At 72.0% G+C, this 25,778-nt stretch carries 24 protein-coding genes and 1 pseudogene; 6 read left to right on the top strand and 19 right to left on the bottom strand.

The features are described 5' to 3' along the window. Positions 1–3: 3 nt before the first annotated feature. The 8 genes from AB0E96_RS01495 to uvrA form a co-directional block, all read right to left on the bottom strand. On the bottom strand, positions 4–1,215 hold the full coding sequence (locus AB0E96_RS01495) for a phosphoglycerate kinase (RefSeq protein ID WP_359817181.1): 1,212 nt from the start codon (positions 1,213–1,215) through the stop codon (positions 4–6). A gap of 154 nt (positions 1,216–1,369) precedes the next feature. Continuing rightward, positions 1,370–2,377, bottom strand: coding sequence for a type I glyceraldehyde-3-phosphate dehydrogenase (gap, locus tag AB0E96_RS01490; protein ID WP_359817179.1), 1,008 nt, complete (start codon positions 2,375–2,377; stop codon positions 1,370–1,372). 336 nt (positions 2,378–2,713) lie between these two features. Further along, positions 2,714–3,694: a DNA-binding protein WhiA gene (whiA, locus tag AB0E96_RS01485; protein ID WP_316527119.1), complete on the bottom strand. Its 981-nt coding sequence runs from the start codon at positions 3,692–3,694 to the stop codon at positions 2,714–2,716. Continuing rightward, positions 3,685–4,782, bottom strand: coding sequence for a uridine diphosphate-N-acetylglucosamine-binding protein YvcK (gene yvcK, locus AB0E96_RS01480; RefSeq protein ID WP_359817255.1), 1,098 nt, complete (start codon positions 4,780–4,782; stop codon positions 3,685–3,687). Before yvcK ends, whiA begins: the two co-directional genes overlap by 10 nt. Before the next feature lie 63 nt (positions 4,783–4,845). Further along, positions 4,846–5,730, bottom strand: coding sequence for an RNase adapter RapZ (gene rapZ / locus AB0E96_RS01475; protein WP_359817177.1), 885 nt, complete (start codon positions 5,728–5,730; stop codon positions 4,846–4,848). Between the two features lie 118 nt (positions 5,731–5,848). After that, complete coding sequence (gene uvrC / locus AB0E96_RS01470) at positions 5,849–7,900, bottom strand: excinuclease ABC subunit UvrC (protein WP_359817176.1); 2,052 nt, start codon at positions 7,898–7,900, stop codon at positions 5,849–5,851. 93 nt (positions 7,901–7,993) lie between these two features. Then, a complete protein-coding gene (locus AB0E96_RS01465) occupies positions 7,994–8,428 on the bottom strand; it encodes a Rieske (2Fe-2S) protein (protein WP_359817174.1) in 435 nt (144 codons plus the stop codon). A gap of 157 nt (positions 8,429–8,585) precedes the next feature. Continuing rightward, on the bottom strand, positions 8,586–11,498 hold the full coding sequence (gene uvrA, locus AB0E96_RS01460) for an excinuclease ABC subunit UvrA (protein ID WP_359817172.1): 2,913 nt from the start codon (positions 11,496–11,498) through the stop codon (positions 8,586–8,588). Positions 11,499–11,765: 267 nt separating this feature from the next. Between uvrA and AB0E96_RS01455 the strand changes: the two genes are divergently transcribed. Continuing rightward, on the top strand, positions 11,766–12,518 hold the full coding sequence (locus AB0E96_RS01455; protein ID WP_359817171.1) for a maleylpyruvate isomerase family mycothiol-dependent enzyme: 753 nt from the start codon (positions 11,766–11,768) through the stop codon (positions 12,516–12,518). 45 nt (positions 12,519–12,563) lie between these two features. Beyond that, the gene (locus AB0E96_RS01450; protein WP_359817169.1) at positions 12,564–13,217 is read left to right on the top strand and encodes an MBL fold metallo-hydrolase; all 654 of its coding nucleotides are present in this window, start codon (positions 12,564–12,566) and stop codon (positions 13,215–13,217) included. A 71-nt stretch (positions 13,218–13,288) separates the two neighbouring features. Here AB0E96_RS01450 and AB0E96_RS01445 read toward each other — a convergent pair whose 3' ends face one another. The 6 genes from AB0E96_RS01445 to zapE all read right to left on the bottom strand — a co-directional run bounded on the left by AB0E96_RS01445 (position 13,289) and on the right by zapE (position 19,283). Further along, entirely contained in the window at positions 13,289–14,266 is a 978-nt protein-coding gene (locus AB0E96_RS01445) for a TerC family protein (protein WP_359817167.1), read from the bottom strand. 256 nt (positions 14,267–14,522) lie between these two features. Continuing rightward, positions 14,523–15,101 carry a TerD family protein gene (locus AB0E96_RS01440; protein ID WP_359817166.1) on the bottom strand — a complete coding sequence of 193 codons (579 nt, stop codon included), beginning with the start codon at positions 15,099–15,101 and terminating at the stop codon, positions 14,523–14,525. A 259-nt stretch (positions 15,102–15,360) separates the two neighbouring features. Next, positions 15,361–17,451: an excinuclease ABC subunit UvrB gene (gene uvrB, locus AB0E96_RS01435; protein WP_359817164.1), complete on the bottom strand. Its 2,091-nt coding sequence runs from the start codon at positions 17,449–17,451 to the stop codon at positions 15,361–15,363. A 44-nt stretch (positions 17,452–17,495) separates the two neighbouring features. Beyond that, positions 17,496–17,804 carry a helix-turn-helix transcriptional regulator gene (locus AB0E96_RS01430; protein ID WP_359817162.1) on the bottom strand — a complete coding sequence of 103 codons (309 nt, stop codon included), beginning with the start codon at positions 17,802–17,804 and terminating at the stop codon, positions 17,496–17,498. Continuing rightward, positions 17,801–18,178: a type II toxin-antitoxin system RelE/ParE family toxin gene (locus AB0E96_RS01425; RefSeq protein WP_359817160.1), complete on the bottom strand. Its 378-nt coding sequence runs from the start codon at positions 18,176–18,178 to the stop codon at positions 17,801–17,803. The genes AB0E96_RS01430 and AB0E96_RS01425 overlap by 4 nt, the downstream gene beginning before the upstream one ends. A gap of 58 nt (positions 18,179–18,236) precedes the next feature. After that, entirely contained in the window at positions 18,237–19,283 is a 1,047-nt protein-coding gene (zapE, locus tag AB0E96_RS01420; protein ID WP_359817253.1) for a cell division protein ZapE, read from the bottom strand. Positions 19,284–19,526: 243 nt separating this feature from the next. Here zapE and AB0E96_RS01415 point away from each other — a divergent pair, with 243 nt between their 5' ends. From AB0E96_RS01415 to msrB, 4 genes are all read left to right on the top strand, one after another. Further along, on the top strand, positions 19,527–20,318 hold the full coding sequence (locus AB0E96_RS01415) for a pyrimidine reductase family protein (protein WP_359817158.1): 792 nt from the start codon (positions 19,527–19,529) through the stop codon (positions 20,316–20,318). Positions 20,319–20,369: 51 nt separating this feature from the next. Further along, positions 20,370–20,831, top strand: a complete 462-nt coding sequence (locus AB0E96_RS01410; protein WP_359817157.1) for an indole-3-glycerol phosphate synthase — start codon at positions 20,370–20,372, stop codon at positions 20,829–20,831. Between the two features lie 131 nt (positions 20,832–20,962). Beyond that, positions 20,963–22,351 (top strand): UDP-N-acetylmuramate--L-alanine ligase, encoded by a 1,389-nt coding sequence (gene murC, locus AB0E96_RS01405; protein ID WP_359817251.1) that lies wholly within the window; start codon positions 20,963–20,965, stop codon positions 22,349–22,351. A 56-nt stretch (positions 22,352–22,407) separates the two neighbouring features. Then, a complete protein-coding gene (gene msrB, locus AB0E96_RS01400) occupies positions 22,408–22,812 on the top strand; it encodes a peptide-methionine (R)-S-oxide reductase MsrB (RefSeq protein ID WP_359817155.1) in 405 nt (134 codons plus the stop codon). 52 nt (positions 22,813–22,864) lie between these two features. Here the strand turns inward: msrB and AB0E96_RS01395 are convergent, their stop codons facing one another. The 5 genes and pseudogenes from AB0E96_RS01395 to AB0E96_RS01375 all read right to left on the bottom strand — a co-directional run. Next, complete coding sequence (locus AB0E96_RS01395) at positions 22,865–24,058, bottom strand: cytochrome P450 (protein WP_359817153.1); 1,194 nt, start codon at positions 24,056–24,058, stop codon at positions 22,865–22,867. Next, positions 24,055–24,612, bottom strand: coding sequence for an ATP/GTP-binding protein (locus AB0E96_RS01390; RefSeq protein WP_359817250.1), 558 nt, complete (start codon positions 24,610–24,612; stop codon positions 24,055–24,057). Before AB0E96_RS01390 ends, AB0E96_RS01395 begins: the two co-directional genes overlap by 4 nt. Before the next feature lie 70 nt (positions 24,613–24,682). Then, on the bottom strand, positions 24,683–25,036 hold the full coding sequence (locus tag AB0E96_RS01385; RefSeq protein ID WP_359817151.1) for a DUF742 domain-containing protein: 354 nt from the start codon (positions 25,034–25,036) through the stop codon (positions 24,683–24,685). Next, entirely contained in the window at positions 25,033–25,464 is a 432-nt protein-coding gene (locus tag AB0E96_RS01380) for a roadblock/LC7 domain-containing protein (RefSeq protein ID WP_359817149.1), read from the bottom strand. Before AB0E96_RS01380 ends, AB0E96_RS01385 begins: the two co-directional genes overlap by 4 nt. Continuing rightward, positions 25,461–25,778, bottom strand: a pseudogene (locus AB0E96_RS01375) (hypothetical protein); the annotation flags it as partial. The gene AB0E96_RS01380 and the pseudogene AB0E96_RS01375, both read right to left, overlap by 4 nt.

The raw sequence follows: 25,778 nt of genomic DNA, 5'->3' as shown, positions 1-25,778 counted from the left end.
CTTTCAGTCCTCCAGAGCGGCGAGACCGGGGAGGGTCTTGCCCTCCAGGTACTCGAGGCTGGCGCCGCCGCCGGTCGAGATGTGCCCGAACTCCGTCTCGTCGAAGCCCAGGATGCGGACGGCCGCGGCGGAGTCGCCGCCACCGACCACGGTGAACGCGTCGCTGTCGATCAGGGCCTGCGCGACGGCCTTGGTGCCGTTCGCGTAGTCCGGGTGCTCGAAGACGCCCATCGGGCCGTTCCAGAACACGGTGCCCGCGTCGGCCAGCTTGGCCGCGTACAGCTCGCGGGTCTTCGGGCCGATGTCCAGGCCCTCCTCGTCGGCCGGGATGGCGTCCGCGGCGACGGTCGAGGGGTTCGCCGGGGCCTTGGTCTTGAGGTCCGGGAACTCGGCGGAGACCAGGACGTCCACCGGCAGCACGAACTCGACGCCGCGCGCCTCGGCCCGGGCCAGGTACTCCAGGACGGTCGGGATCTGGTCCGCCTGCAGCAGCGAGATGCCGACCTCGTGGCCCTTGGCCTTGAGGAAGGTGTACGCCATGCCGCCGCCGATCAGGATCCGGTCGGCCTTCTCCAGCAGGTTGTCGATCACGCCCAGCTTGTCGGAGACCTTGGCGCCGCCCAGCACCACCACGTACGGGCGGGCGACCTCCTCGGTGAGCTTCTTCAGCACGCCGACCTCGGTGGCGATCAGGTCGCCGGCGGCGTGCGGCAGCAGCGCCGGCAGGTCGTAGACCGAGGCGTGCTTGCGGTGCACGGCCCCGAAGCCGTCACCGACGTACAGGTCCGCCAGCGCGGCCAGCTGCTCGGCGAAGGCCTTGCGCTCGGCGTCGTCCTTGCTGGTCTCGCCGGCGTTGAAGCGCAGGTTCTCCAGCAGCGCGACCTCGCCGGCCGCCAGCCCGGCCACGGTGACCGCCGCGCTGTCACCGACGGTGTCGGCGGCGAAGGCGACGTCCTTGCCGAGGATCTCGCCGAGGCGCACGGCCACCGGCGCGAGCGAGAACTTCGGGTCCGGCTCGCCCTTGGGGCGGCCGAGGTGCGAGGCCACGACGACCTTCGCGCCGGCCGCGGCCAGCTTGGCGATGGTCGGCGCGACGGCGCGGATCCGGCCGTCGTCGGTGATCGTGTCGCCGTCCAGCGGCACGTTCAGGTCGGCGCGCACGAACACGCGCTTGCCTTCGACGCCGGCTTCGATGAGCTCTTCGATGGTCTTCACGGGGATTCGGTTTCTCCTGGGGAGATGGTTGATGCGCAGTGAGGCGGCACGGCGCAGGGGCCGCCTGAGAAGTCCTTGAGCGCGGAACGAGGGCCCGGCCGGCACCGTACGCCGCCCGGGCCCTCGCCCCTACATCACGTCAGCTCCCGCAAGGTCAGAGCTGCCCGCCGACGAGGGTGACCAGGTCGACCACGCGGTTCGAGTAGCCCCACTCGTTGTCGTACCAGCCGAGCACCTTGACCTGGTTGCCCTGGACCATGGTGAGCTGGCTGTCGAAGATGCACGAAGCCGGGTCGTTGACGATGTCCGAGGAGACGATCGGGTCCTCGGTGTAGGCCAGGATGCCCTTGAGCGGGCCCTCCTGCGCGGCCTTCTGGAAGGCCGCGTTGACCTCGTCCTTGGTGACCTCGCGCTCCAGGGTGACGACCAGGTCCGTGATGGAGCCGGTCGGGACCGGGACGCGCAGCGAGGTGCCGTCCAGCTTGCCCTTCAGCTCCGGCAGGACCAGGGCGGTCGCCTTGGCGGCGCCGGTCGAGGTCGGGATGATGTTCTGCGAGGCCGCACGAGCACGGCGCAGGTCCTTGTGCGGGAAGTCCAGGGTCACCTGGTCGTTGGTGAACGCGTGGACGGTGGTCATCAGGCCCTTGACGATGCCGAAGGCCTCGTTCAGCACCTTCGCCATCGGCGCCACGCAGTTGGTGGTGCAGGAGGCGTTGGAGATGATGTGGTGGTTGGCGGCGTCGTACTTCTCGTCGTTGACGCCCAGCACGATGGTGACGTCCTCGTCACTGGCGGGCGCCGAGATGATGACCTTCTTCGCGCCGGCGGCGAGGTGCTTCTTCGCGGCCTCGGCCTTGGTGAAGATGCCGGTGGACTCGACGACGATGTCGGCGCCCAGGGCGGCCCACGGGAGGTTGGCGGGGTCACGCTCGGCGGTCACCTTGAAGGTGTGGCCGTCGACGGTGATGCTGTCCTCGGTGTGCGAGACCTCGCCCGGGAAGGTCCCCAGGGTGGTGTCGTACTTGAGCAGGTGGGCCAGGGTCTTCGTGTCGGTGAGGTCGTTGACACCCACGACCTCGATGTCCGCGCCCTGAGCCTTGACCGCGCGGAAGAAGTTGCGGCCGATGCGGCCGAAGCCGTTGATGCCTACCCGGATCGTCACGAACCGATCTCCTCGTTAGGTACGCCGGGCGCGAGGCCCGGCGGGGGTGAGATTTGGGAAGTCCCCGACCGCCTATGACCCTACCCCTCCGGGGCCTGGGACGGCACATCGCGCCGCCTGGTGGGACCGGGCGTGGCGCGGCCGAAACCCGATTTCAGGCCGTCCGGCCTTGCTCCGCCGGGCAGTTGGTCCCGGGCCAGTGGTCTCTACCAATTCGGGAGTGTCGGCGGGCCCGGAAACCCGTTCGGAGGCCGCCCCCGGGAACGCCCGGGAACGCCGACGGCCGGCGCCCCCGAGCGGGGGCGCCGGCCGTGGTGTCGTCACCGGGCGTGACCGTCAGTTCATCGCCATCTCGTCGGTGATGCTGGCCTCGGTGCTCGGCAGGCCGAGCTCGGAGGCGCGCTTGTCGGCCATCGCCAGCAGACGGCGGATCCGGCCGGCCACCGCGTCCTTGGTCAGCGGCGGGTCGGCGAGCGCGCCCAGCTCCTCCAGCGAGGCCTGCTTGTGCTGCATCCGCAGCTGGCCGGCCGCGGCCAGGTGCTCGGGCACCTCGTCGCCGAGGATCTCCAGCGCGCGGGCCACCCGGGCACCGGCCGCCACCGCGGCCCGGGCCGAGCGGCGCAGGTTGGCGTCGTCGAAGTTGGCCAGCCGGTTGGCGGTGGCGCGCACCTCGCGCCGCATCCGGCGCTCCTCCCAGGCCAGCACCGACTCGTGCGCGCCGAGCCGGGTCAGCAGGGCGCCGATCGCGTCGCCGTCGCGGATCACCACCCGATCCACGCCGCGCACCTCGCGGGCCTTGGCCGGGATGCCGAGCCGACGGGCGGCGCCGACCAGCGCGAGGGCGGCCTCGGAGCCGGGGCAGGTGATCTCCAGCGAGGAGGAGCGACCCGGCTCCGTGAGCGAGCCGTGCGCCAGGAAGGCCCCGCGCCAGGCCGCCTCGGCGTCACAGGTCGCCCCGGAGACGACCGCCGGGGGCAGCCCCCGGATCGGACGGCCGCGGCCGTCCACGAGCCCGGTCTGGCGTGCGAGCAGCTCGCCGTCCTTGACCACCCGCACCACGAAGCGGCTGCCGCGGCGCAGCCCGCCGGGGGCCATCACCACGAGGTCCGAGGAGTGCCCGAAGATCTCCAGCAGGTCCTTGCGCAGCCGCCGTGCCGCCGCTCCGGTGTCCAGCTCCGCCTCGATCACGATGCGGCCGCTCACGATGTGCAGTCCGCCCGCGAACCGCAGGATCGCCGACACCTCCGCCTTGCGACAGCAGGCCCGGGTGACCGGGAGCCGGCTGATCTCGTCCTTCACCGCTGGAGTCATCGCCATGGCCCGATCCTTCCATGTGTCCGGAAAATCCGGTCGTACGCTGCCGCCAACAGCTCGGGGTCGTGTCGCGGCGTCCCGTCGGTGCGGGCCACCGAGCCGAGTACCAGAGCGGCGCCCATCCGGGCCGCGGACTTCTCCAAGCCGTCCAGGTCGGCCTGGCCGAAGGCCCCGCCGGTGACGGCGCGCTCGTCCACCAGGATCGCATCCACCGCGAGGTCCGGAGCGTGGTCGGCGATGACCTCCAGGTGGCGCTGGGGGGTGAAGCCCTCGGTCTCCCCGGGCTGGGGGGCCAGGTTCAGGGTGAGCAGCCGGCGGGCGCGGGTCTCGGTGAGCGCCGCGGCCAGCTCGGGCACCAGCAGGTGCGGCAGCACGCTGGTGAACCAGGAGCCGGGGCCGAGCACCACCCAGTCCGCCTCCCGGACGGCGGTGACCGCCTCCGGGACGGCGGGCGGCTCGTCGGGCAGCAGCCGGATCGACTGCACGGTGCCCGGGGTCACCGCGACGTCGGCCTGGCCGCGGACGGCCGTGAGCTCGCCGGGGTGCAGCGGGTCGTGGCCGCGGACGGTCGCCTCGATGTCCAGCGGCACCGCCGACATCGGCAGCACCCGGCCCTGGACGTTGAGCAGCCGGCCGACCCAGTCCAGTGCCGCCACCGGGTCGCCCAGCTTCTCCCAGAGCGCGACGATCAGCAGGTTGCCGACCGCGTGGCCGCCGAGCTCCCCGTTGCCGGTGAAGCGCTGCTGGATCACCTCGGACCAGGTGCGGCCCCAGTCGTCGTCCCCGCACAGCGCGGCCAGCGCCTTGCGCAGGTCGCCCGGGGGCAGCACCCCCAGCTCCTCGCGCAGCCGCCCGCTGGAGCCGCCGTCGTCGGCGACGGTGACCACGGCGGTCAGGTCGCTGGTGAGCCGGCGCAGCGCGGACAGCGAGGCGGACAGGCCCTGCCCGCCACCGAGCGCGGTGATCCTCGGGGCCGGATTGGCCCGGGCGGGACTGCTGCGCGGACGACTCGGCGCCGTGGGCCGGGCCGGGCTGCCCGCCCGGTCACCGGTCCTGCTCTGCGGCTGCCGCCCGGGCACGTATCCCGCCACAATCACCTCGCGTTCCTCGGCCCGCCGACCGCTCCGCCGACGGGCCCGGCAGGGAGGCGGCGGTTACTCCCGTCCCATGTCACGGTGAACGAGCACCGTCTCGACTCCGTCGGCGATGAGACGCTTGGTCAGACGCTCGGACATGGCGACGCTGCGGTGCTTGCCACCGGTGCAGCCTACGGCAAGCGTCATGTAGCGCTTCCCCTCGCGGCGGTATCCCTCGGTGATGATGCGCAGCAGCTGGGTGTAGCCGTCCAGGAACTCGTTGGCTCCGGGCTGCTGGAAGACGTAGTCGGCGACGTCCGCGTCGGTGCCGGTGCGGGCCCGCAGTTCGGGCACCCAGTGCGGGTTGGGCAGGAAACGGCAGTCCACCACGAGGTCGGCGTCGACCGGCAGGCCGTACTTGAAGCCGAAGGACATCACGGTGGCGCGCAGCTCGGGTTCGTCGTGGTCGGCGAACTGGGCGTCCAGCTTGGCCCGCAGCTGGTGCACGTTGAGGTTGGAGGTGTCGATCACCAGGTCGGCCTCGCCGCGCAGGTCGCGCAGCAGGTCGCGCTCCTGGGCGATGCCGTCCACGATCCGGCCGTCGGCCTGCAGCGGGTGCGGGCGGCGGACGCTCTCGAAGCGGCGCACCAGCGCCTCGTCGGAGGAGTCCAGGAAGACGACCCGGAGCCGGACTCCGCGCTTCTCCAGCTCGTCCAGCGAGGTGAGGAGGTCGTCGAAGAACTGCCGGCCGCGGACGTCCACGACCACGCCGATCCGGGCGACGTTGCCCTGGGAGCGCGCGCCCAGGTCGACCATGGTCGGGATCAGGGCCGGCGGCAGGTTGTCCACCACGAACCAGCCGAGGTCCTCCAGGCACTTGGCCGCGGTGGAGCGGCCGGCTCCGGACATGCCGGAGATGATCACCAGCTCCGGCGCGTTCTCGGCCACGTCTGACACGGTCACTTCGGTTCCCCGCTCTCGGTCTTTCTGCTGGGGAGAACGCGTACGGCTCGGCCGCCCTTCCCCGGCCCGGGCAGGCGGGCGGGGCCGGGGCGCACCGGCTGACGGGCGGCGTCGGCCGTCATGGCGTCTCCTGGGATGGTGCGGTCTGGGGTGCTGCTGCCACCGGCTCGGTGGTCTCGTCGACCCCGTCCTCGATGATCTCGCCGGTCGCGGTGTTGACCGCGGGTGCGACGGGTGTACGGGACGACAACGCCTCCGCAACAGTCTGCGCGGTGCGGCGTCCGATGCCGGGTACCTCGCAGAGCTCGTCCACGGTGGCGGCCCGGAGCTTCTTCAGCGAGCCGAAGTGCTTGAGCAGCGCCCGGCGGCGAGTCTCGCCGAGGCCCGGGACGGAGTCCAGTTCCCCGGCGGTGAGTCGCTTGGAACGCTTGTTGCGCTGATAGCTGATCGCGAAGCGGTGCGCCTCGTCGCGGACCCGCTGGAGCAGGTAGAGGCCCTCGCTGGAGCGGGGCAGCACCACCGGGTCGTCCTCGCCCGGCAGCCAGACCTCCTCCAGGCGCTTGGCCAGGCCGCACAGCGCGACGTCGTCGATGCCGAGCTCGTCCAGGGCGCGCTTGGCGGCGGCGACCTGCGGCTGGCCGCCGTCGACGACCAGCAGCTGAGGCGGGTAGGCGAAGCGCTTGGGGCGGCCATCCTCGGTGCGCGGGCCGTCCTCCGGCCGGTCGTCCTCGGCCGGGCCGTCCTCGGACTCCGGGACGGCCCACTCGCCGGTCTGTTCGCGCTCCTGGAGGTAGCGGCGGAAGCGCCGGCTGATCACCTCGTGCATCGAGCGGACGTCGTCCTGGCCCTCGAAGCCCCTGATCTGGAAGCGCCGGTACTCGCTCTTGCGGGCCAGGCCGTCCTCGAAGACGACCATGGAGGCGACCACGTCCTCGCCCTGGAGGTGGGAGATGTCGTAGCACTCGATGCGCAGCGGGACGGAGTCCAGCTCCAGCGCGTCGGCGATCTCCTGGAGGGCGCGGCTGCGGGTGGTGAGGTCGGAGGCGCGCTTGGTCTTGTGCAGCGCGAGCGCCTGCTGGGCGTTGCGCTGCACGGTGGCCATCAGGTCCTTCTTGTCGCCGCGCTGGGGGATGCGCAGGTCGACCTGGCTGCCGCGCAGGCCGCCGAGCCACTCGCGGACCGGCTCCGCCGGGTCGGGCAAAGCGGGGACGAGCACCTCGCGGGGGACGGACTCGCCGCCGCCGTAGAGCTGCTGGAGGGCGTGCTCGACCAGGCCGGCGGTGTCCACGTCCTCGACCTTGTCGGTGACCCAGCCGCGCTGGCCGCGCACCCGGCCGCCGCGGACGTGGAAGATCTGCACGGCGGCTTCGAGCTCGTCCTCGGCGACGGCCAGCAGGTCGGCGTCGGTGGCGTCGGCGAGCACGATGGCGTTCTTCTCCATCGCGCGCTTGAGGGCGCCGATGTCGTCGCGCAGCCGGGCCGCCTTCTCGTACTCCAGCTCGGCCGCGGCCTCCCGCATCCCGTCTTCCAGCCGGCGCAGGTAGTTGCCGGTGCGCCCGGCCATGAAGTCGCAGAAGTCCTCGGCCAGCGCCCGGTGTTCGTCCGCCGAGACCTTGCCGACGCAGGGCGCGGCGCACTTGCCGATGTAGCCGAGCAGGCAGGGCCGGCCGACCTGGCGGGCGCGCTTGAAGACGCCGTTGGAGCAGGTGCGGACGGGGAAGACGCGCAGCAGCAGGTCGACCGTCTCGCGGATCGCCCAGGCGTGCCCGTACGGGCCGAAGTAGCGCACGCCCTTCTTGTGCGCCCCGCGCATCACCTGGACCCGCGGGTACTCCTCGTTCAGGGTGACGGCGAGTTCCGGATAGCTCTTGTCGTCGCGGTACTTGACGTTGAACCGCGGGTCGAACTCCTTGATCCAGGAGTACTCCAGCTGGAGCGCCTCGACCTCGGTGCCGACGACGGTCCACTCCACCGAGGCGGCGGTGGTGACCATGGTCGCGGTGCGCGGGTGCAGGCCGGCCAGGTCCTGGAAGTAGGACGAGAGGCGCGGCCGCAGGCTCTTGGCCTTGCCGACGTAGATGACCCGGCCGTGGGCGTCGCGGAACTTGTAGACGCCGGGGGAGGTCGGGATCGCACCGGGCGCGGGGCGGTAGGTGCTCGGGTCAGCCATGGGTCCACCGTACCGAGTGGGGCCGGGGCCGCGGGGCGGCGATCGTCAACGGGGACCGTGGCGGTCGGGAGGCGGTCAATTCGGTCAACTCGGTCAGCTCGGGGTCACCTTGAGGTTGCCGCCCTCGACCGTGACGGTGTAGGCGGGCAGCGGGGAGGGGGCCGGTCCGTCCTGCACGGCGCCGTCGGCGATGGCGAACCGGCTGCCGTGGCAGGGGCACTGGATCTGGGCGTTCTTCACCTGGTCGACGAGGCAGCCGGCGTGGGTGCAGCGGGCGTTGAACGCCTTGTACTGGCCAGCGGTGGGCTGGGTCACCACGATCTTCTGCTCGCGGAAGACCTTGCCGCCGCCCTCCGGCACGGCCGAAGCCGGGCCGAGGTCGACCGGGCCCTTGAGGGCGCCCTTGTCCCCCGCCGAGGAACTGCACCCGGTGACCGCCACGGTGCCGCCGGCCGCCAGGACGGCCGCGGCCCCGCAGAGCAGGGTGCGGCGGGAGGCGGTGGGGCTGGTCTCGGGGGCCTCGGACATCGGTGTGCTCCTACGGTTTGCTGCTGCGGCGAGGGACCACGGAAGTCTATGCGGCGCCCGCCCCGCCGCTCCTGGCAGTGCCCGGGGAGCGGCGGGGCGGGCGGGGCCGCGTCTTCTCGACGGCCGTGTCTTCGCGTCGGTTACTTCTTCGCGGCGGTTACTTCTTCGCGGCGGCCGCGCGCTTGCGCGGCGCCTTCTTCGCCGGGGCGGCGGCCGGGGCGTCCGCGAAGCCGTCCGGCAGGATGTCCCGCAGGAACTTGCCGGTGTGGCTCTCCGGCACGCCGGCGATCTGCTCGGGGGTGCCCTCGGCGACCACCGTGCCACCGCCGGAGCCGCCCTCGGGGCCCATGTCGACGACCCAGTCGGCGGTCTTGATCACATCGAGGTTGTGCTCGATGACGATCACCGTGTTGCCCTTCTCGACGAGCCCGCTGAGCACCTTGATCAGCTTGCTGATGTCCTCGAAGTGCAGGCCGGTGGTGGGCTCGTCCAGCACGTAGACCGTCCGCCCGGTGGAGCGCTTCTGCAGCTCCGAGGCGAGCTTGACGCGCTGCGCCTCGCCGCCGGAGAGGGTGGGCGCGGACTGGCCGAGCCGGACGTAGCCGAGGCCGACGTCGTTGAGCGTCCGCAGGTGCCGGGCGATCGCCGGGACGGCCTCGAAGAACGCCAGCGCCTCCTCGATCGGCATGTCCAGCACCTCGGCGATGGACTTGCCCTTGTAGTGGACCTCCAGCGTCTCCCGGTTGTACCGGGCGCCGTGGCAGACCTCGCACGGCACGTAGACGTCCGGCAGGAAGTTCATCTCGATCTTGATGGTGCCGTCGCCCGAGCAGTTCTCGCAGCGGCCGCCCTTGACGTTGAAGGAGAACCGGCCGGGCAGGTAGCCGCGGACCTTGGCCTCCTGCGTCTCCGCGAAGAGCCGGCGGACGTGGTCGAACACCCCGGTGTAGGTGGCCGGGTTGGAGCGCGGGGTACGGCCGATCGGCGACTGGTCGACGTGCACCACCTTGTCCACCAGGTCGGTGCCGGTGATCCGGGTGTGCCGGCCGGGCACGCTGCGGGCGCCGTTCAGCTCCCGGGCGAGGTGGGTGTACAGGATGTCGTTGACCAGCGTCGACTTGCCGGAGCCGGAGACGCCCGTGATCGCCGTGAAGGTGCCGAGCGGGAAGCCGACCGTGACGTCCTTGAGGTTGTGCTCGCGGGCCCCGTGGACGGTCAGCTGGCGCTTCTTGTCCCGCTCGCGGCGGGTGGTCGGGATCGGGATGGACCGCTTGCCGGAGAGGTACTGGCCGGTCAGCGACTCCTTGTTGGCGAGCAGCTGCTTCAGCGAGCCGGAGTGCACCACCTTGCCGCCGTGCTCACCGGCACCCGGTCCGATGTCGACCACCCAGTCCGCGGTCTTGATGGTGTCCTCGTCGTGCTCGACCACGATCAGGGTGTTGCCGATGTCGCGCAGCCGCACCAGCGTCTCGATCAGCCGGTGGTTGTCCCGCTGGTGCAGGCCGATGGACGGCTCGTCCAGCACGTACAGCACACCGACCAGGCCGGAGCCGATCTGGGTGGCCAGCCGGATGCGCTGGGCCTCGCCGCCGGACAGGGTGCCGGCCGCGCGGTCGAGCGAGAGGTAGTCCAGGCCGACGTCGACCAGGAAGCGCAGCCGCTCGTTGACCTCCTTGAGGACCCGCTCGGCGATCTGCTTGTCCCGGGCGTTGAGCTTCATCGCGCCCAGGAACTCGGAGCAGTCGCTGATCGACATCGAGGAGACGTCGGCGATCGACTTGTCCTGGACGGTGACGGCGAGCACCACCGGCTTGAGCCGGGTGCCCCGGCAGGTCGGGCAGGGCACCTCGCGCATGTAGCCCTCGAAGCGCTCGCGGCTGCTGTCGCTCTCCGCCTCGGTGTGCCGGCGCTGGATGAACGGGATCGCGCCCTCGAAGCCCGTGCTGTACGAGCGCTCCCGGCCGAAGCGGTTGCGGTAGCGGACCTCCACCTGGTGCTTGTGGCCGTACAGCAGCGCCTTCCTGGCCCGGGCGGGCAGCCCGGCCCAGGGGATGTCGGTGCGGAAGCCGAGCTCCCCGGCCAGCGCGTCGATCAGGCGCTGGAAGTACTCCTTGGCGTGCCCGGCCGACCACGGGTGGATCGCGCCCTCGTCGAGCGAGCGCTCGACGTCCGGGACGACCAGCTCCGGGTCGACCTCCATCCGGTTGCCCAGGCCCGAGCAGTCCGGGCAGGCGCCGAACGGCGAGTTGAAGGAGAACGAGCGCGGCTCCAGCTCCTCGAACGACACGTCGTCGTACGGGCAGTAGAGGTGCTCGGAGTACATCCGCTCGCGCTCCGGGTCGTCCTCGGGGAGGTCGACGAAGTCGAGCACGACCATGCCGCCGGACAGCCGCAGGGCCGTCTCCACCGAGTCGGTGAGCCGCCGCTTGGCGCTGTCCTTGACGGTCAGGCGGTCGATCACCACCTCGACGGTGTGCTTCTCCTGCTTCTTGAGCTTCGGCGGCTCGGCGAGCTGGATCGTCCCGCCGTCGACCCGGGCGCGGGAGTAGCCCTTGGACTGGAGGTCGGCGAAGAGGTCGACGAACTCCCCCTTGCGCTCGCGCACCACCGGGCTCAGCACCTGGAAGCGGGTGCCCTCGGCGAGCTCCAGCACCTTGTCGACGATCGCCTGCGGGGACTGCTTGGCGATCGGACGGCCGCAGTGCGGGCAGTGCGGCTTGCCGATCCGGGCGAACAGCAGGCGCAGGTAGTCGTAGACCTCGGTGATGGTCCCGACGGTCGAACGGGGGTTGCGGTTGGTGGACTTCTGGTCGATCGAGACGGCCGGGGAGAGGCCTTCGATGAAGTCGACGTCGGGCTTGTCCATCTGGCCCAGGAACTGGCGGGCGTAGGACGACAGCGACTCGACGTAGCGGCGCTGGCCCTCGGCGAAGATCGTGTCGAAGGCGAGCGAGGACTTGCCGGAGCCGGAGAGGCCCGTGAAGACGATGAGGGAGTCGCGGGGCAGGTCGAGCGAGACGTTCTTGAGGTTGTGCTCGCGAGCACCGCGGACGATGAGGCGGTCGGCCACTGCTTCTGGCGCCTTTCTCCGGTGCGAGAGGGCTTGCGTTGGGATGTGCTGCTTCTTCCAGGATGCGGCAGCCAGCCTATAGCTCAGACGTTCGAATATCGACCTTGTCCAGCCGGGACCACCCGAACGAGTGAGGCCGACCTCCGGACCGTCCGTACCCGGACCGAAAAAGGGCCTGCTCAGGGCCCGATTTCGGCGGTAGCGTCACATGGTCAACGAGCGGGGCCCCCTCGGGCAACGCGCCGTCGCGCACAGAAGGCAGATGTGATGACCGACCCGAAGTCCGCCGACCCGAAGTCCGCCGCCGCCTCCGCCTCCCGGGCCCTGGCCCGGGTCGAGGAGAGCACCCGACACCTGCTGCACACCGCCGCCGAGCTGAAGCCGCAGGCCCTCGCCGAACCCTCCGCCCTGCCCGGCTGGACCCGCGGTCACGTGCTCGCCCACCTCGCCCGCAACGCCGACTCGCTGGTCAACCTGCTGACCGGCGCCCGCACCGGCACCGACATCCCCCAGTACGCCACCCACGAGGCCCGCGACGCCGACATCGAGCGCGACGCGCCGCGGCCGCTCGACGTCCAGCTCGCCGACCTGCGCGACTCCCACGAGCGCTTCCTGGCCGCCGCCGCGCGGATGACCGACGAGGCCTGGACGGCGACGGTCAGGCACCGCTTCGGCTACGTCTTCCCGGCCTGCGACATCCCGGCCAAGCGCGTGGTCGAGCTGGAGTTCCACCACGTCGACCTGGACGCCGGGTACACCCCCGCGCACTGGCCGGAGGAGTTCGCGGCCGCCCAGTTCCGCCGGATCTCCGGAGGGCTGGCCGGGGCGGCCGACCTGCCGGCCGTCGAGCTGGTCTCCGACGACACCGCGGACCGCGCCGTGATCGGCTCGGGCGAGGTGTCCCTGACCGTCGAGGGCCCACTCCGCGCCCTCACCGCCTGGCTCTCCGGCCGTTCCACCGGCGACGGACTGCGCCACGCCCCCGACACCGACCTCCCCCCGCTTCCCCCGATGGGCTGACGGCGCGAGGATGATCCCAGGAGCCACCGGAGAGGGAGCGAACGGATGACGTACCACGGAGCGGTCAAGGTCGGCGGGGCGCCGGACGTGCGGGAGCTGGCCCACCTGATCATCACCAAGGTGGCCGTCGGCCCGTACGACAACAACGCCTACCTGCTGCGCTGCCGGGCCACCGACGAACAGCTGCTGATCGACGCGGCCGCGGACGCCCCGGTGCTGCTGGAGACGGTGGGCGAGGAGCTCGGCACCGTGGTCACCACCCACCGGCACCACGACCACTGGGCGGCGCTGGCCGAGGTGGTCGCCACCACCGGCGCCCGCACCGCGGCCGGCGAGCACGACGCCGAGGGCATCGACGTCCCCACCGAGCTGCTGCTCGCGGACGGCGACACGCTGCGGGTCGGCGAGGTCGCACTGACCGTCCGCCATCTGGTCGGGCACACCCCGGGCGCCATCGTGCTGGTCTACGACGACCCCCAGGGGCACCCGCACGTCTTCACCGGCGACTGCCTCTTCCCGGGCGGCGTGGGCAACACCTGGGGCGACCCGGAGGCCTTCCGGACCCTCTACCGGGACGTCACCGAGAAGATCTTCGACGCCCTGCCCGACGAGGCCTGGGTCTACCCCGGCCACGGCAACGACACCACCCTCGGCGCCGAGCGCCCGCACCTCGACGAGTGGCGCGAGCGCGGCTGGTAGCCCTCCGCGCCGGACGGCGGGGCCCCCGCGACCGGAAGCGGTCGCGGGGGCCCCTGTGCGCCCTCGGCGGTTCAGGCGTCGAGCTTCTCCTGCTCGTCCCGGTCCGCCTTCTTCGCGGCCCGCAGGCTGGTGAAGGTCGTGATCGCCAGCACGACCACGATGAAGCCCAGCGAGAACGGGATGCCGATCTCCGGGGCCCACGTCGCTCCGGCCTCGTGGGCGGCGTGCAGCACCAGCTTCACGCCGATGAAACCGAGGATCACCGACAGGCCGTACGACAGGTGGACCAGCTTCTTCAGCAGGCCGCCGATCAGGAAGTACAGCTGGCGCAGCCCCATCAGGGCGAAGGCGTTGGCGGTGAAGACGATGTACGGGTCCTGGGTCAGGCCGAAGATGGCCGGGATCGAGTCCAGGGCGAACAGCACGTCGGTGGTGCCGATCGCCAGCATGACGATCAGCATCGGGGTGATCAGCCGGCGGCCGTGCTCCCGGACGATCAGCCTGGTGTCGCGGTAGTCCTCGGTGGCCGGGAAGCGGCGGGTGATCGACTTGAGGACGCGGTTCTCCTCGAACTCCTCGTCCTCCTCCTCGGCGCGGGCCTCCTTGATCAGCTTCCAGGCCGTCCAGATCAGGAAGCCGCCGAAGATGAAGAACACCCAGGAGAACTCGGAGACCAGCGCGGCGCCGCCGGCGATGAACACCGCCCGGAGCACCAGTGCGATGATCACGCCGAACATCAGCACGCGTTGCTGGTAGATCCTGGGCACCGCGAACTTGCCCATGATCAGGATGAACACGAAGAGGTTGTCGACACTGAGCGACTTCTCGGTGATGTAGCCGGCGAAGAACTCGCCCGCCGGCTGCCCGCCGGAGTGCCACCAGAGGAAGCCACCGAAGAGCACCGCCAGGGCGACCCAGACGGCCGTCCAGATCCCGGCCTCCTTGATCGAGACCTCGTGCGGCTTGCGCCCTCCGATGAAGAAGTCGGCCACGACCAGTGCGATCAGCACCAGGATCGTGGAGACCCACATGGTTACGGAAACGTCCACTACTGCTCCTCCGGCAGGTAGGCGAGACAGTCATCGTCACTGCCGGAGGTCTCTTCCGCCCGTCGGGCCAGCGCCCCGGGATGCCGCGACGGGCATCCGTGATGACGGGGTCGGCTGTCGAGGAATACTCCCCTCCGCTGCCAACGAGGGTAACAGGACACCCAAGGAAAGGTAAAGAAGGTAAAGAACGCGGAGGCGGCTCACCCCGCCGCGGGGGTTCTCCGGCGGCTGCCGGACCGCGCGGCCGCGGCGGTGGCTACAGGTACGGCTCGATCGCCGGCAGCAGGTCCTGGAAGGTGCGCCCCTTGGCCGGGGCGCCGATCGCCTGCATCTCCCAGCCGCCGTCGCCGTCCCGGACCACCTTGGCCATGATCTGCCCGGTGTGCGGCCCGCCGCCCGCCAGCTCGTAACGGGCCAGCTCCAGCCCGGTGGCCTCGTCCACCAGCCGGCAGTGCGCCCGCTGCACCTCGGCGAAGGTCTGCCCGGTGTACGAGCTCACCGTGAACACTACCTGGGTGATGTTCACGGGCACGTGCACCAGGTCGACCAGGATCGCCTCGTCGTCCTCGGCGCCCGAGCCGCCCTCCAGGTTGTCGCCGGTGTGCCGGACGGAACCGTCGTTGCTCTCAAGGTGCGAGAAGAACACCACGTCGGACGGGGTCTTCTCGGCGTACAGCAGCGCCGAGGCGTCCAGGTCGATCTTCCGGGTGCGGCTGCCGAACAGCCCGCGCTTGGGCGCGGCCTGCCAGCCCAGGCCCATCCGGACCACCGTCAGGGCACCGCCCTGACCCTTCTGGAGGCTGACCCTCTGCCCCTTGGCCAGGTTCACCGACACGACGTTGCCCTCTCTGCCGGCCGCCCGGTCGCGCCCGCGCGGCTCCACGGTGGAACACCCCGTCGCCGTCCCCCGGCTGAGGCCCCCTCTGCGTACGGCCCGCCACCCCGTCCCGAGGGCACGATGCCGCAGGCCAGCCTAGGGCCTGCGGCACCCCGGGCTCCCCCGGGTTTCCCCGTTTGTGGCAAGGCTGAGACACCGGTGGGCTTGACCGGTGTCATTCCGGCCAAGCCCGGGCGGGGCGCCCCCAGGACACGCCCTACGCCACACCGGCCTCGCGCATCTGCCGCAGCTCCTTCTTCAGCTCCTTGACCTCGTCGCGCAGCCGGGCCGCGACCTCGAACTGGAGGTCCGCGGCGGCCGTGTGCATCCGGTCGGTCATCTCCTGGATCAGGTCCGCCAGTTCGGCGGCCGGCAGGGACTTGGCCGGCTTGCGGTCCGCGCCCAGCGCCGGCACCGGCGCCTTGCCCTTGCCCTGGTTCCGGTAGCCGGAGGAGAGCAGCTCGTCGGTGTCCACGTCCTCGCGGGCGAGGGTGTCCAGGATGTCGCCGATCTTCTTGCGCAGCGGCTGCGGGTCGATCCCGTGCTCCTTGTTGTAGGCCTGCTGCACGGCCCGGCGGCGGTTGGTCTCGTCGATGGCCTTCTCCATCGCGGGGGTGATCCTGTCCGCGTACATGTGGACCTGGCCGGAGACGTTGCGGGCGGCGCGGCCGATGGTCTGGATCAGCGAGGTGCCGGAGCGCAGGAAGCCCTCCTTGTCCGCGTCCAGGATCGCCACCAGCGACACCTCGGGCAGGTCCAGGCCCTCGCGCAGCAGGTTGATGCCGACCAGCACGTCGTACCGGCCCGCCCGCAGCTCGCGCAGCAGCTCCACCCGGCGCAGGGTGTCCACGTCGCTGTGCAGGTACCGGACCCGGATGTCCAGGCCGAGCATGTAGTCGGTGAGGTCCTCGGCCATCTTCTTGGTCAGCGTGGTGACCAGGACGCGCTCGTCCCGCTCGACCCGCGTGCGGACCTCGTGCACCAGGTCGTCGATCTGGCCCTCGGTCGGCTTGACGATCACCTCGGGGTCGATCAGGCCGGTCGGGCGGATGATCTGCTCGACCTGGCCGTCGCCGCGCGACAGCTCGTACGGGCCGGGCGTCGCCGAGAGGTAGACGGTCTGGCCGATCCGCTCCAGGAACTCCTCCCACTTCAGCGGGCGGTTGTCCATCGCGGAGGGCAGCCGGAAGCCGTGCTCGACCAGGGTGCGCTTGCGGGAGGCGTCGCCCTCGTACATCGCGCCGATCTGCGGGACGGTGACGTGCGACTCGTCGATGACCAGGAGGAAGTCCTCCGGGAAGTAGTCGAGCAGGGTGTTCGGCGGGGAGCCGGGCTCGCGGCCGTCGAAGTGCATCGAGTAGTTCTCGACGCCCGAGCAGGTGCCGATCTGGCGCAGCATCTCAATGTCGTAGGTGGTGCGCATCCGCAGCCGCTGGGCCTCCAGCAGCTTGCCCTGCTTCTCCAGCCGGGCGAGCGTCCCCTCCAGCTCCTTCTCGATGCCGGTGATCGCCCGCTCCATGCGCTCGGGGCCGGCGACGTAGTGCGAGGCGGGGAAGACGTAGACCGAGTCGTCCTGGCTGATGATCTCGCCGGTGAGCGGGTGCAGGGTGTACAGCGCCTCGATCTCGTCGCCGAACATCTCGATCCGGACGGCGAGCTCCTCGTAGACCGGGAAGATCTCGATGGTGTCGCCGCGGACCCGGAAGGTGCCGCGGGTGAAGGCCACGTCGTTGCGGGCGTACTGGATGTCGACGAAGCGGCGCAGCAGGTCGTCCCGGTCGATCTCCTGGCCGACCTTGAGCCGCACCATCCGGTCCACGTACTCCTGCGGCGTGCCGAGGCCGTAGATGCAGGAGACCGAGGCGACCACGACCACGTCCCGGCGGGTCAGCAGCGAGTTGGTCGCCGAGTGGCGCAGCCGCTCGACCTCCTCGTTGATCGAGGAGTCCTTCTCGATGTAGGTGTCCGTCTGCGGGACGTACGCCTCGGGCTGGTAGTAGTCGTAGTACGAGACGAAGTACTCGACCGCGTTGTTCGGGAGCAGCTCGCGGAACTCGTTGGCGAGCTGCGCGGCCAGCGTCTTGTTCGGCGCCATCACCAGGGTGGGCCGCTGCAGCTTCTCGATCATCCAGGCCGTGGTGGCCGACTTGCCGGTGCCGGTGGCACCGAGCAGCACGACGTCCTTCTCCCCTCCCCTGATCCGCCGTTCCAGCTCGGCGATCGCCGCCGGCTGGTCACCGTTCGGCTGGAAGGGGCTGACGACCTCGAAGGGCGCCACGGACCGCTCAATACTCGTGATGGGACGCACCACTCAACGGTACGACCCCCCACTGACAAGCGAGGCCGGTTCGATCAGGCCGCGTGGGCCTCGAAGCTCATGGCCGGCTCCCGGGCGGGGTCGATCCGCACCACGGAGTCGAAGGCGGCGGCGAGTCGCTCGATCAGCGGAAGGGTCGGATCGACCCCGCTCTCCTCGATGCCCTCGACGGTCTCCTCGTCCAGCCCGGCCCGCTCGGCGAGCTCGGCGAGTGTCCACCCGAGCGCGGAGCGTCGGGCGTACACGGCCTCGGCCAGCGCCATCCGCCGCCCGGCCGCGCGGTACTCCTCGCTCTCCCGGTGCTCCGCCGGCACGGTCCAGCGGGTGTGGTAGCCGCTGCTCATCGCCGCTCCTCCCGGTCGTAGATCTCGTGGTCGGCGGCGGGCCCGTGCTCCGCCTCGCAGACCTTCTGCGCGCGGCGCGCCCGTTCGACCTGATCGGTCTCGCGGTTCCTAGTCTTGCGGAAGACCGTCAGCAGCACAGCCCTCCGCCCCGGCGCGAGCCAGTACGTGATGCGCATGGACCCGATCCGCAACTCGCGCAGCGGGCCGCCCAGGTGGCTCGCCAACGGGAACGACAGCGCCTCACCGTCCTCGGCGAGACGGTCGGCGGCGCGTTCGGCCGCCCGGTACTCGGCGGTCGGGCAGTTCTGGAGCCACACCCGCACCTCGGGCTCGATCTCGATCCCGTAGCCCGCCCCGGACTCGTCACCGGTCACGCCTCTCCCCCTCGCTCGGCAGTGGGAACAACTGCCGAGCGAGGGGGAGGGTCACGGGTCAGGCCTTGGCGCTGTCCCGGGCGAGGGCGACCAGGCGGGAGATCGCGCGCAGGTACTTCTTGCGGTAGCCGCCGCGCAGCATCTCCTCGGGGAAGACCTGGTCGAAGGGCAGGCCGGAGGCGGTGATCGGCAGCTCGCGGTCGTACATCCGGTCGGCCAGCACGACCAGGCGCAGCGCGGTCGACTGGTCGTCGACCTGCTTGACGCCGCGCAGGCAGACCGCGGTGACGTCGTCCAGCAGCGCGCCGTAGCGGCTGGGGTGGACGGCGGAGAGGTGGGCGAGCAGGCCGTCGAAGTCGTCCAGCGAGGCGCCGGGGGTGCGGGCCGCGGCGGCCGCGACGGCCTCGTCGGTGTACGGCGGCGGGGCGTCCGGCAGGCCGCGGTGGCGGTAGTCCTGGCCGTCGATCCGCATCGGGCGGAAGTGCGCGGACAGGCCCTGGATCTCGCGCAGGAAGTCGGCGGCGGCGAAGCGGCCCTCGCCGAGCTTCTCCGGCAGGGTGTTCGAGGTGGCGCACAGCTTGACGCCGTTGTCGACCAGCCGGCCGAGCAGGGTGGAGACCAGCACGGTGTCGCCCGGGTCGTCCAGCTCGAACTCGTCGATGCAGAGCAGGGTGTGCCCGGAGAGGGTCCGCACGGCCTGCTGGAAGCCGAGCGCGCCGACCAGGTTGGTCAGCTCCACGAAGGTGCCGAAGGCCTTGGGGCCGGGGGCGGCGTGCCAGAGCGAGGCGAGCAGGTGGGTCTTGCCGACGCCGTAGCCGCCGTCGAGGTAGACCCCGGCCGGGCCGGTGGGCGCGGGGGCCGAGCGGCGGAACCAGCTGCGCTTGGGCGCCGAACCGTTTCCTCCACCGAGCGTGGCCGCGAACTGCTCCAGGACCTGGACGGCCTCGTACTGGCTCGGCTGGGTCGGGTCCGGGATGTACGTCCCGAAGCTCACGTCGGCGAACCGGGGCGGCGGGACCATCTCGGCGACCAGCCGCTCGGCGGGCACGACGGGGCGGCGGTCGGTGAGCGCGATCGGGGAGCCGGACGCGGGTGCGGCGGCTATCGGCTCGGGCGCGGTGGCGGAGTGGGAGGCTGCGGGCACATCAGTAGAGGGTACGCCTGCCGGGTGGGCCGTCCGAACGACGCACGGCTGCGGGCGGTGCACGGCTGCGGGCAGTGCACGGCCGGGGCGGCGCGCGGCTGCGGAGGGCGCACGGCCGGGGCGGCGCACGGCTGGGGACGGCTGGGGACGGCCCGCCGCCCGCGGACCCGGACGGCCCACGCCGGGCGGTGGAAGACTGGGGACATGCAACAGTTGATCAGTCCGCTGAGCGGGCGGCTCACCGATCCGGCCGCACTGGAATCGCTCGCCGCCGTCTACGCGTACCCCGAACAGGTGAATCAGGGACGCCCCTGGCTGCGCGCCAACATGGTGTCCGGCCTGGACGGCGGGGCCAGGCTCGACGGGCTCTCCGAGGGCCTCTCCGGCGATGCCGACAAGCGGATCTTCGGTGTGCTGCGGGCGCTGTCGGACGTGGTACTGGTGGGCGCGGAGACCGTCCGCGCCGAGGGCTACCGGCCGGCCCGGGCCCGCAAGGAGTTCGCGGCGGCCCGGACGGCGGCCGGGCAGGCGCCGGCCCCGGTGATCGCCGTGGTGAGCCGTTCGCTGCAGTTGGACCTGACCGCGCCGCTGTTCACCGAACCGCTGGTCAGGACGGTGGTGATCACCACCGAGGACGCCGCCGAGGAGCGCCGCCGGGCGGTCGCCGAGGTGGCCGACCTGGTGCTCGCCGGCACCGGCTCGGTGGACCTGCGGATGGCCGTGGCGGCCCTGGCCGAGCGGGGCTGGACCCGGCTGCTGACCGAGGGCGGCCCGCGCCTGCTGGGGCAGCTCGCGGCGGCCGGGCTGCTGGACGAGCTGTGCCTGTCGCTGGCCCCGCTGCTCACCGGCGGCGACGCGCCGCGCATCCTCCACGACGCGCGAATGCCGGACGTCCAGCGGATGCGGCTGGTCTCATTGATCGAGCAGAAAGGATTCCTCTTCACCCGCTACCTGCGTCACCCCGGTTCGGATGACCCCGTGACCCCCCGATCGTGATCCCGTTATGCGATGCCGGGGCCCGGGGGCCGGCCACTGGAAGGGACTCACGTGTTCAAGACGGTACTGATGATCGAAAAGGCTCTCTCCGACGCGGACGTGGAACTCGTCACCACGCTCCACGGCGAGGAGAAGGTGTCCTTCGTCGTCCTGATGCAGCCGCGCGGCAAGCAGGACGAACTGCTGCGGGCACTCGACGACGTCGCCCTCGGCCACCTCGACAAGGTGGTCCACGAGCACGACGAGTCCGAGAGCGGGCCGACCGTGGCCACCGAGTCGCTGGAGCACAGCCTGCGCCACCTGCGCTCGGCCGGGGCCGAGGCGGTGGGCGAACTCGTCGAGGACAAGCCGCTGGAGCGGCTGCGCGCCGTCGTCGAGGAGCAGCGGGCGGACGAGGTGGTGGTGCTCACCTCACCGCACTTCGTGGAGGAGTTCTTCCACCGCGACTGGGCCTCCCAGGCCCGGCACAAGGTGGGGGTCCCGGTGCTCAGGCTCTTCGCCAGCGACTCCTGACCTCACCCGGTGGTGGTGCAGAATCGTCCTTGCGGTCCGCCCGCGAGGACGATTCCGTCTTCCGTCCCGTCCGCCCGCCCTGTCTGCCCCCGCCCGTACGGAGCCACGCCTTGAACGACGCCGCGCACGACCTGCACGCCCCGCACTTCATCGGCATCGGCGGCGCCGGGATGTCCGGCCTGGCGAAGATCCTCGCCGTCCGCGGGGCCAGCGTCTCGGGCAGCGACTCCAAGGAGTCCGAGACCGTCCTCGCGCTGCGCGCCCTCGGCGCCACCGTGCACGTCGGCCACGCCGCCGAGCACGTGCCGGACGGCACCAGCAGCGTGGTCGTCTCCAGCGCGATCCGCGCCGACAACCCGGAGCTGGTCGCCGCCAACGAGCGCGGCATCCCGGTGGTGCACCGCTCCGACGCGCTGGCCGCGCTGATGGGTGGCCGCCGGGCGCTGGCGGTGGCCGGCACCCACGGCAAGACCACCACCACCAGCATGCTCGCCGTCGCCCTCGGCGAGCTCGGCCTGGACCCGTCCTACGCGATCGGCGGCGACCTCGACGCACCCGGCTCCAACGCCCACCACGGCACCGGCGAGATCTTCGTCGCCGAGGCGGACGAGAGCGACCGGAGCTTCCACAAGTACGCGCCCGAGGTGGCGATCGTGCTCAACGTGGAGCTCGACCACCACGCCAACTACGCCTCGATCGACGAGATCTACGAGTCCTTCGAGACCTTCGTGGGCCGGATCGTGCCCGGCGGCACCCTGGTCGTCTCCGCCGACCACGACGGCGCCCGCGAGCTCACCTCCCGGGTGGCCGGCCGCGAGGGCCTGAACGTGGTGACGGTCGGCTCCGCCGAGGACGCCGACCTGCGGGTGCTCTCGGTGGTCGCCCGCGGCATGACCAGCGAGGTCACCGTGCTGATCGACGGCGCCGAGCTGGCCTTCACCGTGTCGGTGCCCGGCCGCCACTACGCCCACAACGCGGTCGCCGCGCTGGCCGCCGGTGTCGCGCTGGGCGTCCCGGCCGCCGACCTCGCCAAGGCGCTCGGCGCCTACACCGGCGTGCGCCGCCGCCTCCAGCTCAAGGGCGAGGCCGCCGGCGTCCAGGTGATCGACTCCTACGCCCACCACCCCACCGAGATGACCGCCGACCTGGAGGCGATCCGCGAGGGCCTGACCGGCGAGGGCCGGGTGCTGGTCGTGTTCCAGCCCCACCTGTTCAGCCGCACCCAGCAGCTCTCCGAGGAGATGGGCCGGGCCCTGGCCCTGGCCGACGCCTCGGTGGTGCTGGACATCTACCCGGCCCGCGAGGACCCGATCCCCGGCGTGACCAGCGAGCTGATCATCGACGCGGCCCAGCGGGCCGGCGCCGAGGTCACCGCCGAGCACTCCTTCGCCGCCGCCCCCGCCCTGCTGGCCGGCCTGGCCCGCCCGGGCGACCTGCTGCTCACCATGGGCGCCGGGGACGTCACCAACCTGGGGCCGGAAATCCTCCGGCACCTCGCGAACGTTGCTTCCAACGTCTGACCCACGTCCGTCCGACGTCCGTCCGACGTCCGTCCACCGCGACCGGGAGCCGTGAGATGAGCTACGAGATCGAGAAGTCCGAGGCCGAGTGGCGCGCCCAGCTCAGCCCCGAGGAGTACCACGTGCTCCGCGAGGCGGGCACCGAGCGCCCGTTCACCGGCGAGTACACCGACACCAAGACGGTCGGCGTCTACAGCTGCCGGGCCTGCGGGTCCGAACTGTTCAGCTCGGAGACCAAGTTCGACAGCCACTGCGGCTGGCCGTCCTACTACGCGCCGCTGGCCGGGGACCGCGTCCAGTACATCGAGGACGACTCCCTCGGCATGCGCCGGGTCGAGGTGCGCTGCGCGAAGTGCGGCGGACACCTCGGCCACGTCTTCGAGGGCGAGGGCTACGGCACGCCGACGGACCAGCGGTACTGCATCAACAGCGTCTCCCTGACGCTGAAGCCGGCCGAGTAGGCCCGGCGGACGGCGCGGAGGCCCGGACACGGTCGGTGTCCGGGCCTCCGCGCTACCCCTCCACCGGTGCGAAGCGGACCGGGAGGTGCATCAGGGCGCGGTGGAACGGGCCCGGGCGCCAGAGGAGGTCCTCGGCCGGGGTGGAGAGTTCGAGGTCGCTGAGGCGGCTGCCCAGCTGCTCGATGGCGGTGATCGCGATCAGCAGGGCCGGGTCCCGGGCCGGGCAGGCGTGCGGGCCGGCCGCCCAGGCCAGGTGGGCGCTCTCGCCGCTGCGCCGCCCGATGTCGTCCCTCGGCGGCGCGGCCTGGGAGTTGGCGGCCGCGTACGAGACCAGGACCAGCGTGCCCGCCTTGATCTCCCGGCCGTGGAAGGTGATGTCGTACCGCGGGTAGTGGGCCGAGAGGTTGGCCATCGGCGGCTCGTGCCAGAGCACCTCGTCGATCGCCTGGTGGGCGGTCATCGCGCCGCCGAACAGCGAGCCGGCGTAGCGGGCGTCGGTGAGCAGGCGCAGCAGGGCGTTGCCGATCAGGTTGGTGGTCGGTTCGTGCCCGGCGATCAGGGTCAGGGTGATCTGCCGGATCACCTCGTCGTCGTCCAGCCCGACCGGGTGGGTGACGTACATGGAGGTGAGGTCGTGCCGGGGGCGCTCGCGGCGCTCGGCGACCATCGCGGTGACCACGGCGAGGAGCTTGCCGTACGAGGCGCCGGCCTGCGCGGTGGACTCGATCAGCCCGGTGATCGCGGTCACCACCTCCTCGCGCTGCTCCTCCGGCACGCCGAACCAGGTGGTGAGCGCGAAGGCGGGCAGCCGGCGGGCGTACTCGGCGATCAGGTCGGCGTGCCCGAGGGCGGCGAAGCGGTCGATCAGCCGGTGCGCGGCGCCGGCGACCTGCCGCTGGAGCCGGTGCGGCTCGAACATCGCGAGGGCGTCGGTGATCACGGCCCGGTAGCGCGCGTGCGTCTCGCCGTCGCTGAACAGCGCGGTGGGGCGGTAGCCGAGCACCGGCAGCAGCGGGGAGTCCGGGGCGACGGTCCGCTGCCAGGCCCGGGAGTCCTTGGAGAAGGTGTCGGTGTCCCGCAGCAGGTCCAGCGCGGCCTGGTAGTCGGTGACCAGCAGGGCCTCGACGCCGGGCGCGATCTCCACCGGGGCGACCGCGCCGTGCCGCCGCAGCCGCTCGTAGACCAGTTGGGGGTCGGCGGCGAAGACCGGGCCGTGGATCGGGGTCGGGCGGGACTCGACGGTCACGGCTGCTCCGGGGTGGCGGGGGCGGCGGGCAGGGCGTCCAGGACGTGCTCGGCCAGCGCGATCAGCGCGTCCAGGCTGCTGCCGCGCTCGCGCGCGTCGCAGAGCAGCAGCGGGGTGGCCGCGTGCAGGTCCAGGTGGGTGCGCAGCACCTCGACGGGGTGGTCCGGTGCGTCCGGGAAGCGGTTGACCGCGACGGCGTACGGCAGGCCCTGCTCCTCAACCATGTCCATGATCTCGAAGGAGTCGGCGAGCCGGCGGGTGTCGGCGAGCACCAGGGCGCCCACCGCGCCGCGGGCGATGTCCTGCCAGAGCGGGAAGAAGCGGCGCTGGCCGGGGGTGCCGAACATGTAGAGCACGACGTTGCCGGGCAGGGTGAGCCGGCCGAAGTCGACGGCGACGGTGGTGGTGGCCTTCTCGGGCACGCCGGCCAGGTCGTCCACCGGGCGGCCGGTCTCGGTCATCGCCTCCTCGGTGTGCAGGGTGGCGATCTCGGAGAGGGTCCGGATGAGGGTGGTCTTGCCGACCCCGAACGGGCCGGCCACCACCAGTTTCATCAGCGTCTGGTCCTGGTCGGGCAGGTAGCCCACCCGGCTCTGGTCTTCCGGGTCCGGCCGGCCGGCCGGGTCACCGGAGCGCACGGAGTCCAACGAGGAGCCTCTCGACGATGGAGCGGTCGGTCTGCTGGGCCCGCGGGATCGGCGCGCGGGCGTGCAGGCAGCCCGCCTCGACCAGGTCGGCCGCGAGGAAGACGGTGGCGCTGACCGGCAGGCTCAGGTGCGCGGCGGCCTCCACCACGGTCAGCGCGCCGGGGCGCAGCAGTTCCCAGAGCCGGCGGTGTTCGGTTTCGAGCGTGTCCGGGGGGTCGGCGCGGTCGGCGAACAGCACGGTCAGCCGCTCGAAGCCCTTGGTGCCGGGGCGGCTGCGGCCGCCGGTGGCCAGGTAGGCGGGCACCATCCGCCTGCGGGGGGCCGCGGTCATGACCGCTCGTCGTCGTCCTGCCGCCGGGTCGGGCTCGCGAGCACGCGACCGAGGGCGGCGACCTGCAGCTGCATCTGGTAGGCCACGTTGCCGAGTTGGGCGTCCGGCGTGGTGAACACGGCGAGCGAGGTGTTCTCCCCGGCGGGCACCACGACGGCGTAGCCCAGGTCGGACTCCACCACGGTCTGGGCCAGCCGGGGCCGCTCGACGTCGGTGAACGCGCTGGTGAAGGCGCGGGCGGCGGCGTGCACGGTGGCGGTCATCGCGGCGACCCGCTCGGCCGAGGCGCGCTCCAGGCCGTCCGAGGCGCCCTCGACCAGACCGTCCCCGGTGGCGATGACGGCGTGCAGCACCCCCGGCAGCTCCAGCAGCGGGGTCAGCACCCACGAGATCTCGTCGGTGGCGGTCGGACTGGGCGTGCTGCTCACTGCTCTGCTCCTTCTGAGGCCGTACCGGCGCTCGGGGCACCGGGGTCGCGGTCGGCGGTGGTGGTGCCGGGGGTGCCGCCGGTGGTGCTGACGCCGTGTCCGGGGGCGGCCCGGCCGGGCGCGGCGCCGGCGGCCTCCTCCCGTTCGGCCCGGGCCACGGCGGCCCGGCCGGAGTCGGTGCCCCGCTGCAGCGCCTGCCAGTGGGAGGCGGCCCGCTCGGGGGTGCGTTCACCGGCGGGGGTGCGTCCGGCTGCCGGGGCGGGGCTCGCGGCGGGCTTCGCGCCGGTCGACCGCTCGGCGGCGGGGGACCCACT

The organism is Kitasatospora sp. NPDC036755 (assembly GCF_040636595.1).
In the GTDB taxonomy this organism is placed as follows: Bacteria; Actinomycetota; Actinomycetes; order Streptomycetales; family Streptomycetaceae; genus Kitasatospora.
This window is presented reverse-complemented; position numbering and strand designations above follow the sequence as displayed.